Source organism: Heyndrickxia coagulans DSM 1 = ATCC 7050, from assembly GCF_000290615.1.
In the GTDB taxonomy this organism is placed as follows: Bacteria; Bacillota; Bacilli; order Bacillales; family Bacillaceae_C; genus Weizmannia; species Weizmannia coagulans.
This window is the reverse complement of sequence record NZ_ALAS01000073.1, coordinates 1-16,206: the sequence shown is the minus strand read 5'-3', so window position 1 is coordinate 16,206 and position 16,206 is coordinate 1. Positions and strand designations below refer to the sequence as shown.

General features: G+C 46.0%; 13 protein-coding genes and 3 pseudogenes. 6 read left to right on the top strand and 10 right to left on the bottom strand.

What is annotated here, in order from left to right:
- Positions 1-256: 256 nt before the first annotated feature.
- The gene (locus IC21_RS03190; RefSeq protein ID WP_014097018.1) at positions 257-457 is read left to right on the top strand and encodes a cold-shock protein; all 201 of its coding nucleotides are present in this window, start codon (positions 257-259) and stop codon (positions 455-457) included.
- Positions 458-618: 161 nt separating this feature from the next.
- Here IC21_RS03190 and IC21_RS03185 read toward each other — a convergent pair.
- Both IC21_RS03185 and tnpA read right to left on the bottom strand, forming a co-directional pair.
- Positions 619-927: pseudogene (locus IC21_RS03185) on the bottom strand (helix-turn-helix domain-containing protein); the annotation flags it as partial.
- 83 nt (positions 928-1,010) lie between these two features.
- A pseudogene (tnpA, locus tag IC21_RS03180) lies at positions 1,011-1,336 on the bottom strand (IS200/IS605 family transposase); the annotation flags it as partial.
- A 674-nt stretch (positions 1,337-2,010) separates the two neighbouring features.
- Between tnpA and IC21_RS03175 the strand changes: the two are divergent.
- Genes IC21_RS03175 through IC21_RS03165 form a run of 3 tightly spaced genes read left to right on the top strand, consistent with a single transcriptional unit; the run spans position 2,011 to position 6,727 of the window.
- A complete protein-coding gene (locus IC21_RS03175; RefSeq protein WP_234969607.1) occupies positions 2,011-3,780 on the top strand; it encodes a glycoside hydrolase family 3 protein in 1,770 nt (589 codons plus the stop codon).
- A 15-nt stretch (positions 3,781-3,795) separates the two neighbouring features.
- The gene (locus tag IC21_RS03170; protein ID WP_035180455.1) at positions 3,796-5,451 is read left to right on the top strand and encodes a serine hydrolase domain-containing protein; all 1,656 of its coding nucleotides are present in this window, start codon (positions 3,796-3,798) and stop codon (positions 5,449-5,451) included.
- Positions 5,452-5,464: 13 nt separating this feature from the next.
- Positions 5,465-6,727 (top strand): exo-beta-N-acetylmuramidase NamZ family protein, encoded by a 1,263-nt coding sequence (locus IC21_RS03165; protein ID WP_029142955.1) that lies wholly within the window; start codon positions 5,465-5,467, stop codon positions 6,725-6,727.
- 155 nt (positions 6,728-6,882) lie between these two features.
- On the opposite strand, the gene IC21_RS03160 is transcribed toward IC21_RS03165, so the two are convergent.
- From IC21_RS03160 to IC21_RS03130, 8 genes are all read right to left on the bottom strand, one after another.
- Positions 6,883-8,745, bottom strand: coding sequence for an ABC transporter ATP-binding protein (locus IC21_RS03160; RefSeq protein ID WP_029142956.1), 1,863 nt, complete (start codon positions 8,743-8,745; stop codon positions 6,883-6,885).
- A complete protein-coding gene (locus IC21_RS03155) occupies positions 8,720-10,474 on the bottom strand; it encodes an ABC transporter ATP-binding protein (protein ID WP_029142957.1) in 1,755 nt (584 codons plus the stop codon). Before IC21_RS03155 ends, IC21_RS03160 begins: the two co-directional genes overlap by 26 nt.
- Before the next feature lie 42 nt (positions 10,475-10,516).
- Entirely contained in the window at positions 10,517-10,975 is a 459-nt protein-coding gene (locus IC21_RS03150) for a MarR family winged helix-turn-helix transcriptional regulator (RefSeq protein WP_013860517.1), read from the bottom strand.
- A 157-nt stretch (positions 10,976-11,132) separates the two neighbouring features.
- Positions 11,133-11,276, bottom strand: a complete 144-nt coding sequence (locus IC21_RS17660) for a transposase (RefSeq protein ID WP_080565266.1) — start codon at positions 11,274-11,276, stop codon at positions 11,133-11,135.
- Positions 11,277-11,588: 312 nt separating this feature from the next.
- Complete coding sequence (locus IC21_RS03145; RefSeq protein WP_029141846.1) at positions 11,589-12,962, bottom strand: C40 family peptidase; 1,374 nt, start codon at positions 12,960-12,962, stop codon at positions 11,589-11,591.
- 375 nt (positions 12,963-13,337) lie between these two features.
- Positions 13,338-13,583, bottom strand: coding sequence for a hypothetical protein (locus IC21_RS03140; protein WP_029141847.1), 246 nt, complete (start codon positions 13,581-13,583; stop codon positions 13,338-13,340).
- 396 nt (positions 13,584-13,979) lie between these two features.
- Complete coding sequence (locus IC21_RS03135) at positions 13,980-14,642, bottom strand: TerC family protein (protein WP_029141848.1); 663 nt, start codon at positions 14,640-14,642, stop codon at positions 13,980-13,982.
- 283 nt (positions 14,643-14,925) lie between these two features.
- Positions 14,926-15,306 (bottom strand): YidH family protein, encoded by a 381-nt coding sequence (locus IC21_RS03130; protein WP_017553073.1) that lies wholly within the window; start codon positions 15,304-15,306, stop codon positions 14,926-14,928.
- A gap of 210 nt (positions 15,307-15,516) precedes the next feature.
- Here IC21_RS03130 and IC21_RS16665 point away from each other — a divergent pair.
- A pseudogene (locus IC21_RS16665) lies at positions 15,517-15,675 on the top strand (IS1380 family transposase); the annotation flags it as partial.
- A 227-nt stretch (positions 15,676-15,902) separates the two neighbouring features.
- On the top strand, positions 15,903-16,133 hold the full coding sequence (locus tag IC21_RS03125; protein ID WP_035180453.1) for a hypothetical protein: 231 nt from the start codon (positions 15,903-15,905) through the stop codon (positions 16,131-16,133).
- Positions 16,134-16,206: the final 73 nt, after the last annotated feature.

The window sequence follows — 16,206 nt, the reverse complement described above, 5'->3', positions numbered from 1 at the left end:
AAAAAATAGATGGAAAAATTTTCTAAATGTGGATAAGTCATTTTATCATAAAACATCTAAAAACTGATGAATTTACTCTTCAGAACTGTTAACAAAACAAAATGGTTGTAAACTTCTTTCTTCTGCGCTATACTTAAGAAGAATTATTTTTGTTCGGTGTAAAGAATGGCATAGTATAAGACTTTTCATCTTGATGACCACCTTGGACAAGGATAGTAACACATTGTGTGCAGTTGCACACCAGGAGGCAATATAAATGGAACAAGGTACAGTGAAATGGTTTAACGGAGAAAAAGGCTTCGGCTTTATCGAACGCAATGGTGGAGACGATGTATTCGTTCACTTCTCTGCTATCCAAGGTGAGGGCTTCAAAACTTTAGACGAAGGTCAAAAAGTAACTTTTGATGTTGAACAAGGATCCCGCGGGCCACAAGCAGCAAACGTTGAAAAAGCTTAATGTAGAGAAAATGATAAAAACAGGCTCTTTATAAAGAGGGCCTGTTTTTTTATTTCTTCAAAAACCAAAACACGCTCACTTATGTAGCAGGAAATTGAAACAAACAGGCGCCATGCCAGTCGACAAATAGTGAAAATCCGTTGCTACAACCAGGATTATATCTTTGGAAAATCCGCATTTCCTTCAAAGAAATTCTTATAAGCAGTCTGTAAGTTCATTTGTGCATTTGCCAAAGCTAAAGAATCCACTTCTTTTAGGAATGGAAATTCACTTTTATATTTTGCAGGAGTCGGAAACTTTTGCTTTTTAAGCAATTCTTTATCATCCTTGAACTTTTCATACGTTTCTTTGCGTTCAGCTAACATCTTATTGTAGATAAAGCGAACACAACCAAATCTCTTAGCTAATAATGCGGATTGTTCTTTGTTTGGTAACAAACGAAACTTGAAAGCTTTGTTTTGCTTGGCCATATCCATTCACCTCACTTTTGACCTTGATTTTCAATATATTTTTTGATGGTATCTATTGGAGCGCCGCCTGTTGTAAGTAGGCAGAAACTTCTTGACCAAAACATTTTTTCCATAGTTTTTTTCTTATATGTGGAAAGTCTCTTTTTATCAGTCGAGAACTTGCACTCTTATAGGCGTTGATGAACTTTGATAGTTCAGAGTTAGGATTTGCTTTGAATAAGATGTGGATATGGTCTTTATCATGATTCCATTCCACTAAAGAAATATTGTATTTACTTCCAATCTCAGCGAACATATCTTTTGCAAAATCAGATATTTCGCTATCGAACACTTGTCTACGGTATTTTACAACCAATACAAGGTGATAATGCAGTAAGAATACTGAATGATTATTACTATCTAATTTCATTGGTATATCAATCCTTTATTCCATCTAAGACTGGTTAGATCAAAACCTTTGGCTAAAGCCAACCGAAATTCATCTCCCACCTACTCATTGGTGCGATTCGCACCTTCACATTCCTTGAGGATGGGAGACTTCTTTCAGAAAGCCGTTAAAAAAGTGTATTGTGGCCCGGAAAAACATCTAAAGCCCCCCGAAACAGAACAATCAGGAGCAATTTACCAACTTGTCTCAGATACATAAATATTTTGCTTAAAGGATGCAATTGTTCAAGCAAACCCCATTCCTCGGCAACAGAAAAACAGGAGACACTTGGTAACATTTACTCGTATTTTGGAAAAGAAAAAATCCCCCCACCTTTTTGGTTGGTTTTTCTGAACAAACCTAATTATATCAGAGGTCCGGGCATTTTTTCACTTTAGCTGCTACTCTACTCTCTCCATTTCCATCATCCCTGTGCCCGCTCCCCCATTTGCTGCACTCGCCGTTCCCGATATGACAGGCATGCACATCCAGAAAATTTCCGGCTGGTTTTCAATTTTTCCGGCGGTGCGGTTTATCCGGATACATGAACATCTATATTAAAACCGTCCCGGCCTGGAAAACATAAGCAAAAAGACGGATGGACATGCTTCTTTAGGCTGGTAGACTAAAAATGAAAGGGATTACAAAAGGGAGGGATGGCGTTTTTGAAAAGATCCGGATTGTTTGTCGTATGTTTTGCGTTGTTGTTTTCGCTTATGCCCGGATTCCGTGGACAAGCGAAACAGGATGGGCATTGGAGAACAAGGGCAAAAGAACGCTGGGTGTCTCATGAATTGAAAAAGATGACAGTCGAGGAAAAAGTCGGGCAGCTGTTCATTGTTCATGCTTACGGAAAAACACCGGAGGATCCCGCCTACGCCGAAACGAATATCGAAAAAGGGCGTGGCGGCACAAACTTCAAAGAAATCATCGAAAAATACCATATTGGCGGCGTCATCTATTTCAACTGGTCGGATAATATCAGCACCCCTGTTGATGCCAGACAAGTGCAGCAGTTATCCAACGGGCTACAGAAAATTGCGTTAAAACAAAAGCCCCGCATTCCGCTCTTTATTTCTACGGACCAGGAAGGCGGCGCGGTTGCCCGTGTACTCGAACCGGGAGCCGTTTTCCCGGGGAATATGGCACTCGCAGCAACCAGGTCTGCAGCCAACGCGAAAAAGGCTGCAGAGATCATGGCGGTAGAACTGAAAAGTCTCGGCATCAATATGGACTTTGCCCCGGATCTCGATGTCAATGTAAATCCGGCCAACCCGGTGATCGGCGTCCGTTCATATTCAGAAAATCCGGACCTTGTCGCATCACTTGGCATTGCCCAAATTGCAGGATTTCAAAGCCAAAATGTAGCCGCCACCGGCAAACACTTTCCGGGCCACGGGGATACGAATGTCGATTCCCATTACGGCCTGCCTGTCATCCATCACGACTTGAAAACATTAAATCATGTGGATTTAAAACCGTTTAAGGCCGCGATTGCTTCCGGCGTTGACGCAATCATGACCGCGCACATTGTTGTACCGGCACTCGATGGTTCCGGCCTGCCGGCGACGCTTTCGAAAAAGATCATGACCGGCCTCCTCCGTGAAAAACTGAGTTACGACGGGCTGATTGTGACCGACAGCCTCGATATGTCCGGCGCAAACGTCCTTCCCCCCGGCCAAGTACCGGTAGCAGCATTCAATGCGGGCGCGGATATTTTACTCAATCCGCCCGATGTGGAAGTGGCCTGGAATGCTGTGCGAAATGCAGTAAAAACCGGAGAAATCAGCCGGAAACGCCTGGATGAATCTGTCGCGAGAATTTTACGGGTGAAATATGAACGCGGCATTGTCCGGAACCCGTTTACATCTGAAAAATCGCTAAGCTATTTCGGCACCCCTGAACATTTGAAAGCCGCACAAAAAATGGCGGACGAAAGCATCACAATGGTTAAAAACGAAAATCAAATATTGCCGCTGAATCAAACGAAAAAAATATTCGTAACCGGCCCATCTGTTGCAAACAGCAGCCGCCTTGCCGGCCTTCTGAAAGAAAAAGGGTTTATAACCGAAAATACGAGCACAGCGGCTGCGCCAACACAGGCAGAAACAGCTACGGCAGTTGGAAAAGCACAAAATGCCGACGTGATTGTCGCCGCCGCTTACAATGCAAATACCAATACCGCGCAACAGGCATTTTTAAGAGCGCTGAAAAAAACAGGCAAACCGGTTGTAATGGTTTCAATGGGCAATCCTTACGACATCATGGGCGCGCCTGATGTGGACGCGAATCTTCTGGCCTATGGAAACCGCAGCGTTTCTGTACAATCCGCTGCAAAAGCGCTCACAGGCGAAATCAACCCCGGCGGAAAATTGCCTGTCACCATTCCGGGGTACGCTCCGTTCGGCCACGGTCTTCATTACTAAAAGGGGGGGACTTGCTTGAAGAACAAAGGGGTAAAATTCGTTTTATGGGTTGGATGCATCATTTTGTTGGCAGCCGGGGCCATTCCGTCTCTTGACTTTGCATCCGGATATCATGGCCACCCGTCTTCCTGGGATGCACCCGGAAAAAGCTCAGCAATACTGCATAAAGGAACGCCCGCGTCTGCCGGAATGTCCCAAGGCCCGCTCACAGACATTGACAGAGCGGTAAATGACGCGATTGCGCAAAAAGCCATGCCGGGCGCTGTTGTGCTTGTCGCAAGGAAAGGCACGATCGCAAAAGAACAGGCATACGGATATGCATACCGTTATACAGACAACCAGTTTACAGAAGCATCTGCCCCGGTCCTTGCAAAAACAAACACCATTTACGACATTGCTTCGATCAGCAAATTGTTTACATCCATTGCAGCCATGCAGCTGTTTGAAAAGCGGAAATTTGCGCTTGATGACCCTGTCGCAAAATATATTCCTGTATTCGCGGAAAACGGAAAGGAGAACGTGACCATCCGCCAGCTGTTGACGCATACTTCCGGGTTTGAGGCGGGAATCCCGGTTTATAAAATGGGAACATCCCGCAAAGACCGGCTCGAAATCGTTCTGAAGCACGGGCTGCAAAATCCCCCGGGAACGGCGTACACGTACAGCGATTTAAACATGATTACGCTGGGCGTTTTGGTTGAAGTTGTGAGCGGGCAGCGGCTGGATGCTTATGTAAAAACGCACATTACCGCCCCTCTCGGCATGCGCGATACGATGTATAATCCGCCCGCTTCGTTAAAGGCGCGCATTGCCGCAACGGAATTTCAGCCGTGGACTGGAAGAGGGATGATCCGGGGGCAGGTGCATGACGAAAACGCGTGGGCGCTGGATGGCGTTGCCGGGCATGCGGGCGTTTTTTCCACCGCACATGACCTCGCTATCCTTGCGCAAACGATTTTGCAAAATGGCAAATATGCGGGTGCCCGGATTTTAAAACCGGAAACGGTCCGGCTGATGGAACAGAATATGAACAGCGCTTTTCCCGGCGATGATCACGGGCCCGGCTTTGAATTAAACCAGGGATGGTACATGGATGCGCTCTCCGATACAAACACAATGGGCCATACCGGCTACACCGGCACATCGATCGTGATCAGCCCGAAAAACCAAACAACGGTCATTTTATTGACCAACCGCGTTCATCCGACCCGGGACACTGTCTCGACAAACGGAATCAGGCGATCTGTTGCCCGGCTTGCGGCGGACGCCATCCCGGTTAACGTTCCGGATAAACGCGGCGCATGGTTTGCCGGTTACGGCGACAATAGAAAAGCTGTGCTGGAGGCGGATGTTGACTTGAAAAGGCCGGCGTTTCTCCGTTTTTGGACCTGGTACCGTATCGAGCAAAACGCAGACTTTGGGAAAGTGGAGGTTTCAACAGACGGGAAAAACTGGACGAAAGCCGGCAATGCTTTAACCGGATCAAGCGGCAACTGGCGGCAGATGTCTATCCCGCTCCCTGCTGGCACGAAACATATCCGCTTTGTGTATGAAACCGACGGGTCAGTGAACGGCCGCGGCTGGTATGTGCTCCATCCGTCCATCGTCTCACACGGAAAAATTGCGAAAGTATCTTTTACAAGCCGTGATTGGGCTTTGCGGAACCGTTAAGGGGGGAAAATGGATGAAAAGGCTCGCTGCCATATTGGCGCTTATGATCTCTTTCAGCTGCCTGGCCGTGGTGCATGCGGCCCGGGGCAATCAGCCGCATGAAAAACAAAAACACCATTCTTTTCAGCTCGGTGCCGACGTTCTTTTGAAAGATAAGGTCCATTTGCTAAAAGGAAAACGGGTCGGGCTGATCACAAACCCGACCGGTGTCGACCAGTCATTAAACAGTATCGTCGACAGATTTGCCAGGAATCCGGATATTCATTTGACCGCCCTTTTTGGCCCGGAACACGGGGTGCGCGGCAGTGCGGACGCCGGCGCCTATGTCCCGTTTTATACAGATCCGAAAACGGGGCTTCCGGTTTACAGTTTGTACGGCGAAACGAAAAAGCCGACACCTGAAATGCTGAAGGATGTCGATGTGCTTGTCTTTGATATTCAGGATGTTGGCGCAAGATTTTACACTTATATTTACACAATGGCCTATGCGATGGAAGCAGCGAAGGAAAAAGGCATCCCGTTCATCGTGCTCGACCGCCCGAACCCGATTGGCGGCGCGAAAGTCGAGGGGCCGGTGCTTGATCCAGCCTATTCTTCTTTTGTCGGAATGTACCCGATCGCGCTCCGCCATGGGATGACAGCGGGAGAGCTTGCCAAATATTTTAACAAAGAATGCGGAATCGGCGCAGGTCTCACAGTTGTGCCGATGAAAGGCTGGCACAGGGATATGTACGCGGATGGCACCCCGCTCCAGTGGGTGATGCCGTCCCCGAACATGCCGACATTGGAAACGGCGATCGTCTATCCTGGTGCGGCGCTCATTGAAGGGACAAATATTTCGGAAGGCAGGGGTACGACCCGCCCGTTTGAGTTGATCGGGGCACCGTTCATTGACGGGGACTTGCTAGCGGAGAAATTGAATGCCCTCGGTTTGCCGGGCGTCCGCTTCCGGAGCGCGTCTTTTACACCAACAACCTCAAAATGGACCGGCAAGCTCGCAAACGGGATCCAAATCCATGTCACGGACCGCAATGCTTACCAGTCTGTTGAAACCGGCGTTGCAATGGTCAAAACGATCCATGACCTGTATCCCGGCCAATTCGCTTTCCGGGCAGAAGACAAAAACGGCATTTCTTATTTTGACCAGCTGATTGGAAACGGCTGGGTCAGGCAGGATATCAACCGCGGCACTTCCCTTAAAACCATTGCCCAAAAATGGCAAAGGGACTTGGGTGCCTGGAAGAAAAAACGGGAAAAATATTTGATGTATGATTGAAAAAACGCCCCCAGCCTGAGCCGGATTGGGGGCGTTTTGAACCCGCTTCAGGAAATGGGGGGAACATCCGTTTTTTTTCACGGTCATTTTCGTCAGCAAATGGCCACGCCTGTCTCTTCTATTGAACAAATTACGTAAAGAAACAGGCTGTGTTTCTACCCCTCTTCCACATTCTTAAATTGGTTGTAAAACATGTGATAATACCGTCCGCGGCGTGCCATTAGTTCGTCATGGCTGCCTTGTTCAATGATTTGCCCGTGGTCAATCACCATAATATGATCGGCATCGCGGATCGTATTCAGGCGGTGGGCGATGATGAAACTCGTGCGGCCCTCCATAATCGAAAGGAGCGCATCCTGGATATGCCGTTCTGTCCGTGTATCGATGCTGCTCGTTGCCTCATCCAGTATAAGCAAAGCCGGCTTTGCCAGAAAAACCCTTGCGATGGCCAAAAGCTGGCGCTGTCCCTGGCTCAAGTTGCCGCCGTTTTCCGACAAAACGGTTTCATATTTATCGGGCATCCGGTTGATAAAAATATCGGCATGGGCAAGCCGTGCCGCTTCTTCGACTTCTTCATCCGTCGCTTCAGGATTCCCGTATTTGATATTTTCCTTGATGGTGCCTGAAAATAAATACGTATCCTGAAGGACAAAACCAAAACTTCTTCTCAGACTATCCCGCGTATATGTACGAATATCCGTGCCGTCAATGAAAATCCGGCCTTCCGTGACATCGTAAAACCGGGTCAAAAGGTTCACAATCGTCGTTTTTCCGGATCCGGTAGGCCCGACCAGCGCCGTACGCGTGCCCGGCTTTGCCTCAAAGCTGATATTTTTTATAATCGGCACATCCTCGCGATACCCGAAGCTCACATTTTCAAACACAACATGGCCTTTTGGCTCCCGGAGCACGACAGCATCCTTTGCATCTTCCGGCTCTTCTTTTTCATCCAGTATGTCAAAAACCCGTTCGGCCCCGGCAACCCCTGACTGGAGGACGTTAAAAATATTCGCCAAGTTATTGAGCGGCCGCACAAACTGCCGGGAATACGTCAGAAAACTTGCGATTACGCCGACAGTAATCATGCTCTTCAAAGCCAGAACCCCGCCGACAACGGCAACCATGGCAAAGCCGAAGTTGTTAATCACGTTCATAAGCGGCATAAGAAACCCGGTCCAGATTTGCGCCCTCAGCCCGACCTTAAGCAAGGACTGGTTCACCTCTTCAAACGCCTTGATTGCTTTTTCTTCATGGTTAAAAGCTTTGACCACCTCAATCCCCGAGATTGTTTCTTCAATATGCCCGTTTAGCCGGCCGAGTTCCGCCTGGTTATTTTTAAACAGCACTGAAGTCCTCTTGGCAATTGTCCGCGTCAGCAAAAACACGAGCGGAACCGTACACAGGCTTGCAACCGTTAAAACCGGGCTTAAAATGATCATCATGATGAGAGTACCGAGAAGGGTAATGACCCCCGACATGAGCTGCGTCGCCGATTGGGAAATGGTATTGCTCACGTTGTCTATGTCATTCGACAGGCGGCTCATCAGTTCACCGTGGGGCCTCGCGTCAAAAAAAGCAACCGGGAGTTTTTGCAGCTTTTGAAACAGATGGCTGCGCAAACGCTGCACAATCCGTTGCGAAACACCGGCCATCAGCCAGCCTTGCAAAAAGGTTAAGGCAGCATCTGCAATATAAGCCGCTGTAAGAACAAAAACCATGATTTCAAGCAGGTTAAAATTGACCTTTCTGCCCGGCGGCATGGCATCAACGGCCCTGCCGATAAAATAGGGAATGCACAGCGTAAGGACGGAGTCGGCCACAATCAATGCAAGAATGACAGACAGCCAGTTTCTTTCCCTGCCAAAATAGGCCCAAAGCCGTTTTAACGTCCCTTTAAAATGCTTTGGTTTCTCGGCCGGGCCCCTGAACCGTGCCGCACCTCCCCCGCCCGGACGGCCCATCCGCAAAAAAAGCCCCGGTGCCTGATTTCCCTTATATCCGTTCGTTTGTCCGGCCATCCTGCAACACTTCCTTACCCATTTGCGATTGGTAAATTTCCTGATAAACCTGAGAGGTTCTGAGAAGCTCCTCATGCGTGCCCAAGCCCGCAACTTCCCCCTTATCCAACACGATAATTTTGTCCGTGTCCATCACAGAAGTAATGCGCTGGGCAATCAAAAGGCAAGTCAGCCCTTTCGCATATTTTTTTAACGCTGCCTTGATCCGCATTTCAGTCGCAACATCCACCGCACTTGTACTATCGTCAAGAATGAGAATTTCCGGATGCCTCACCAATGCGCGGGCAATCGAAATGCGCTGCTTCTGCCCGCCGGAAAAATTGACGCCGCTCTGGCCAATTAACGTATCATAGCCTTCAGGTGCAGCCGCAATGAAGTCATGTGCCTCAGCCAGTCTTGCAGCATGTTCGACCTCATCCATTCCCGCCCGGCCATTTCCCCATTGGATATTTTCACGGATGCTGCCGGTAAAAAGGATGTTTTTCTGCGGAACGATCGCAATTTTTTCACGCAGATCATGCGGATGAAAATGCCGGACATCCATACCATCTACTTTAAGGGACCCGCCCGTAACATCGTAAAAGCGCGGAATGAGATTCACCATTGTGCTTTTTCCCGATCCGGTTGAGCCGATAATGCCAACAGTTTCACCCGGATAAATGGTAAACGTGATATTTTTCAAAACCGCATCCTGCACTTGTCCGGTATAGGAAAAAGTGACATTTTCAAAATCAATTCTCCCTTTTTCACCCGTTACTTCATGTTTCAATCTGTTCGGGGAGGTTTTTTCTTCTATGGCAAATACTTCACCGATCCGAAAAGTGGAGGCCCTTGCCCGGACAAACATGTTAAACACCATGGAGATCATCATCAGCGATGTTGAAATTTGCGTCATATAATTGATAAAAGCAATAATATGGCCGACTTTCATTGTGCCATTGTCCACCCCGAAGCCGCCCATCCATAAAATTGCGACAATGCCGATATTGACCGTAAGCAAGATCGCCGGGCTGAAGATGGACATAATTCGGATCGAAGAAGCCGAGCGTTCTTGCAGGCGGCGGTTTGCCACGCTGAATTTTTCCACTTCAAATTGAAACCGGTTAAAAGCCTTCACAACACGGACACCGGATAAATATTCCCTCATGATGCCGTTCACGCGGTCGAGCGCTTTTTGCACCTTCATAAACAATGGAAAGCCCAATCTCATGTTCGTTATAATGAAAATAATGACAATCGGCACAACAACTGCCAGCACCACAGAAAGCTGCGGGTCCAGCCGGACTGCCATGATCAAGGCGCCGATTGCCAATAGCGGCGCTTTGACAAACATGCGCATTAAACCATTGATAAAGTTCTGTACCTGGGTGACGTCATTGGTAAGCCGCGTGATGAGTGAGGCCCGGTCAAATTGATTGATGCTTTGGAAAGAAAGCGCCTGGATTTTCCGGAACAAATCCGACCGCAATTCCGCCCCAAAGTTTTGCGACACGATGCTTGCGAGCGTGCTCCTTAATGAGGCGGCAACCGCGCCGCACGCTGTGATGAATAACATCACGCCGCCCATCTTTAACACATATGGCATATTTCCGGATGCCACACCGACATCAATGATTTTTGACAGGATCGCCGGCTGCATCAAATCGCAGAGTGCTTCACACATTAAAAAGAAAACAGCCGTACTAAAAAGTTTCCAGTACTTTTTGGCATACTTGTTTAAAAAATGCATCGGATCATTCCACCTTTTAACGTTGCGGAAATCAATTTTTGCTTACGCCTTTTTATCCGTCTGGTGATCGCCTTTTGACACTTTTAAATTCTCAGCAAGCCGCTGCAGAAATCCAATAAACAGTTCCTGCTCCGCTTCTGAGAATTGGCTTAATCCATTGCTCAGCTGCTGGAGATAAGCGGTTTTTGCTTCCTTAATGATTTCTTCTCCTTTTTCTGTCAGGGACACCATTTTTACGCGGCCATCGCGGGCTGACGCCACGCGCCGGGCGTATCCCCATTTTTCAAGCCGGTCGATCATTTGCGACACCGTGCTCATGCTGACATTGAAATGGTCGGCAAGGCTCCCCATCGTGCACTGCCCGGACCTGCCGACATGCCGCAACAATATCCACTGTAAACGTGTAATCTTTTTATCTTCATTTGCCAGCCGCCCTTCCCGCAGATGCCGGTTAATATACCGCCAATGCGTAAGGAACTGGTCCATTTTGCTATCTTCCATAACGGAACGCCTCCTGGAATCAATTACTTTATTTAGTTTACTAAAGTAATTGGGGACTGTAAAGCGCTGCATCAAGAAAAGATAAGCATTCCAGTTGTTTCCCGCTTTCATTTTATCAACTTTTTTGTTGCCTTTTTCAAAGACTTTGGGCATCTGTTCAAGAAAGAAAAGCGTTTCGACACTGGCGGATTTGGTTTACATGAATTCCATGAGCAGAAGCAATTTCGTTCATCGTTTTTTCTTCTTTTAAGACCTCTAGCACGACTTGAGTTGTAAATTCTGGCGTATATTGTTTTCTCATAAACCTACTTTAACATCTCCTCATTTCGTGTCTAGTTTTATGGGTCCATTATAGTTTTTTACATGTTTCCTTTGAAATCCTTACACTTTATATTCGACAAAAGTAGCCAAAATCCTTGCCAAATCTGGAATTTTTGCTTATTCAGCAAGCCCCAACTTAGCAAAGAGAAATTAGAAAAATTAAAGGAGTTGTTACAGCGATCAGGACTGTTGCAGTAATAAAATAGGAATTCTTTTTAGAGATTTTCCGCTTTGTAAACTGTAACAGAAAACATTAAAACAAAAAGCCGGCATGCTGCCGGCTTTTTTTATCTTAATAGAGTCTCCTGATGCTGTTGAAATGGGAGTTCCAGTAAGGGTTGCTTAAGCTTTTGATTGAGACGCTCTTGTCCGAATCAGAGATAAACTGGTTGTTTCCGAGATAGATACCGACGTCCGAGATTCCGGATTTGTAGGTATTTTCAAAGAAAATGAGATCCCCGGGCTGCGGGTTGCTTACTCTGTAGGAGTTGCTGTAGAATCCTGCTGCATCCAGACGGCCAATGGATTTGCCGGCCTCTTTAAGTACATAGTAAACAAAACCGCTGCAGTCAAATCCGGCTGGCGTTGTGCCACCGAAACGGTATGGTGCGCCGATATATTTTTGTGCAATTTGTGCCACTGCAGAGCCGCTGTAAGAGCCTGAATTTGAACTTGATACAACGTTTTTGGAAACGGACCTTGAGCCGCTTGCTTGTGAGCTGCTTGTGCTTGCCGAGCTGGATGAACTGCTTCCATTTGAGCTGCTCCCGGCGTTAGACGAACTGCTTGCAGTACCGGACGATTGATTAGATTGTGAGCTGCCCGCTTGTGAACTGCTTTGCGTGCTGGTTGAACCATTTGCAGTTGTGCTGCCCGAATTGTTGGACGAACTGCTTGCCGTGCTGGACGAACCGCTTGTCTGTGAACTTGCGCTTCCTGCGTTAGAAGAGCTGCTTGCTGTGCCAGACGATTGATTGGATTGCGTGTTGCTTCCATTCGAGCTGCTTGCAGCACTGGATGGGCCGTCCACTTTTAAAGCACTTCCGGCAACAATCCAATCAGAGCTTAAATGGTTCCATTCTTTCAATTGGGAGACGGTCACGCCGAATTTTTGCGCAACGCCGGAAAGCGTGTCCCCTGATACAATTTTATATGTGCCGTTTGGCGCTGTGCTTCTTTGCGCCGCAGCACTTTTGGCGGTGTTATTTGCAGCGCTGCTGTTGGCAGTGCTGTTGTTGGCGTTACGATTCGCAGTACTGTTGGCAGTACTATTGGCAGTACTGCTGGTTGTAGCGGAAGAACTGTTAATTTTCAGGATATCTCCGGCATAAATTAAATCAGAGTTTAAATGGTTCCACTCTTTCAATTGGGATACTTTAACGCCGTATTTTTTTGCAATGGCGGAAAGCGTGTCCCCTGATACAATTTTATATTTTTTTGGTGTATTAGACGGCACCTTAAATTTCTGATTCGGATAAATAATATCGCCTGTCAAATGGTTATCACTTTTAATTTGGGAAACCGTTGTATGGTATTGTTGGGAAATCTTCCACAACGAATCTCCTTTTTTGACCGTGTATGTAGCTGCTTCCGTTGATGCAGAACCTACAATTAAAGACGCTAATGTCATGCCGGCGGTAACAGACAATACTTTTTTTCGAGTCAAGATCGAAAACCTCCTGGATGTTTAAAAAAATTTTCATTGGCTATATATTAAGGGTCATGGTTTGTTTCACTGACAAATCCTATTTTAAAAAAATACATTGCTACTTTCAATCATTCTATGAAAACGTAATTCAACTGTAATCTCATAGAAAATTTACCATTTTAGGAATATAGTTGTGATAAAACCAATTTATATAGGAAAAAAGTTGTGTTTCTATTTAATCCGCAAAAAAATCCCTCGCTTTGGCAGCGATGAAGCATTGTTTCAGAAACCCGGTGTATAGGAAAAGTCCCACAAATAATCGGCGGCCTCTCTTTTGCATGGATCCTGGGGGATGTCACCGGGTGAATAAAATATTTTTGCTTCCTCGCTAAATCATGTGGGAAGAAGAAGTAGCTTCGGAGGTTTTACATGGAGTGGCGGGCATGATAGACTGTTGTGCGAAAGCCAATTTTCCTTATTAATTGGCGGCTTGGCTTCGTAATCATGCCCGCAGAGGCTCCATGTCAAACCGACTATGATTTTATCTTTCCCCATACCAAAGAACGAAGAGCCATATTTTTTGTCCCATTCCTTCAATTCAGCCACCATCACTTCAGTGGCAGGGATTTTTTCAGTCATTCTGATTGCCCCTTTAAATGAACTTTCTGATTTGTATAAATTCATATTAGCTTGTTTTGATCCGTAACGCATTAGCCAAAATGTCAAATCATTGAGCGGAATTCTTTGCATTTTTTAAAATTGTTATTATTCCGAATGAACTTCCCATCTCTGTAAGGAAGGCTGTCTCCGTAACGAAACAAACCCCCCCGGTTCGTGAGCGGAATCTTTCACACGAACTAGGGGGGCTTTTCATTGCTATATGACACTCTAAGACCGGCTTTCGGGACTTCAATCCAGTATATCGCTGCGAACGCGCCGAGCTGTTTGCTGCCGGAAGCGGGCTGTTTTTAAACTGTGCTGCCGGCCCGGACGTTCGCGCATCCTGGCAGCCGGCTCTTCTTTCGGCGAATCTGGTCAGGTCCTGTTTCTTGCCTTTATCATGAACCCGGCTAATATCAAAAAGATGGCGGCATCCAGCGCAATGAAGTTGATCCATTCGTTTAATTGAAATCCCCAAACTTTTTCCAGTAAGCTCACAGGGTATTTCATTACCGGATCTTTAAAGATGCCGGTGATTGCAACATGTGCAATCAAACCGCCGGCAACAATCTGCACCAATGAAATTTTGTCCAGTATTTCAGAAAAGAACTCGAAGAAAGCGAGTACAGTCGTTAAGCTTAAGGCCATGCCAGCCATCGTGTACAGCAAATTGGCGGAAATGCCGGACGTGATCAAAACACTGTCCATACAGACGAGAAAATCAGCCGCAAGCACAATTAACAGCATTTTGGCGGCCGGGATGCTTGGAACGGGCCTTGCCTCGGAATCAGGCTGGATGGAACTTACAAAACGGAAAGCAATATAGAGGAGAATCATCCCTGACAAGACGCGGAATCCCGGAATCCCTGTTAAATACTGAATCATCGCAACATAAATTGTACGGCTGGCTGTCAGACATACAACGATATAAAAAAACAGACGCTTTGGCTCATAGCCGTATTTCCGGACCACGGTTGTAATAATAAGAAGATTATCCAGATCACTAATCAGGTTGAGCAAGTAAATTTTTAAAATCACAAAAACACGTCACCCCTGCCTTTGCCAATCCATTTCGAGAACGGAAAAACAGCATCGCACGCCGATCCCTCTATTAATATATTTGGACAAAAGCAAAAACAGACGCAGCAATAATTTTTCTGATTGAAAAAGGTATCAAAGAAATCAATTAGAGCATTCCTGTAATGAAAGAAATTTGAGGTTTGCACAAAAAACCCCGCTGATATGGTTCAAGGTGTGCAAAGCTTCGAAGCAATTGATATCCAAGGAGGAACCACCATGAATTATACTCAGAACAACAACATTACATAACCAGCAAAGACATGAGGTACACAAAAATCATAAAAATGAGTACAGTGAAGATAATGGTAAGAAAATGAACAGAAAAATTTGCCGGAACAAAAATACCCTTCTCGATCTCTCTTCTTTTCCTTGCGTACTGCAACGCCGCCGTAATTCCAGTGATAAATCCGATCACACATGCGAAAATGCCCAAAAGGATGGCGAGTGTATTAATATATGGACTGGAGGCGATCCTTATGGTGAAGTGCAAGGAAGTCGTTAAAAAACCAACCCCAATAATGGAAATGGCTGTGCGGATCCATGCAAGAAATGTCCTCTCATTTGCCAGGTGCTGCTGGGCAAACTTCACACTGCCCTGCACCGTCTTTTTTTGGTTCTCCATAGACTGCTGCAACTCCAATCTGTGTAAAAATGCGTATGCTTTTTAATTGTTGTGGTTTTTCCTAGAATGATTCACAGAATTTCCTTGATAACACCAAATCCCATATCTATCAAGGTATTCAGCTAAACTGGCCATGTATCAAATAAATACAAAAAGAATCCATTTCTGATAAGGTTAAAACATCCACGAAATAACCATCAGAAAGGATTCATATATTCGGCTACTTTACCACAAATAACGCTAAATTTCAATCGTCAAAATAATTTATCAAATGATGGAGGTTCTCTTTCTTCTGATACGGGTGAATTCATCTTTAGAAAATTCGATGAGAAAATTGTTTTTTCGAAAACGATCACTCAATTTCTTCATTATCGTTGGTTGAAACTCACTCCCCACAGAAACAGCCTGCCATTGAAAAATACAGAGAATATGGACATGAGAAGTTCATTTATTTTTGTATCGCATGCGTTTTCAATGCCGGAGTACTATTCATACGATGCGCCATGCAGCCTGAAACCGAATTTTCCAGGCATTTGTTTTCCATAGACCCATGGCAAAAAATATCGTATAATTTGTCGTATGAGGGAGGTGAAAAAGTGGATAAAGGAATTGACCAGAATGTGATTTTGCAGGCCATCCATGAACTATCGGACCAAATTAAATCCGTGGAAAAAAATCTGTCCGAACGGATGAGTGAGCTGGAAAGCAGAATGGAGGCACTGGAAACGAGAACGGCGTCTTTAGAAGAAGGCCAAAAAGAAATTAAAGAACAGGTCAGAAAAATTGACAAAAAACTGGATATCCTCAATCGCAGCTCTGAGGAGTAAAAATTTTTCGTGATAATTTAACTATCCCCCCCAAAAATGCGGCTAAATATGTAATAATTTAAATAATTAGAGC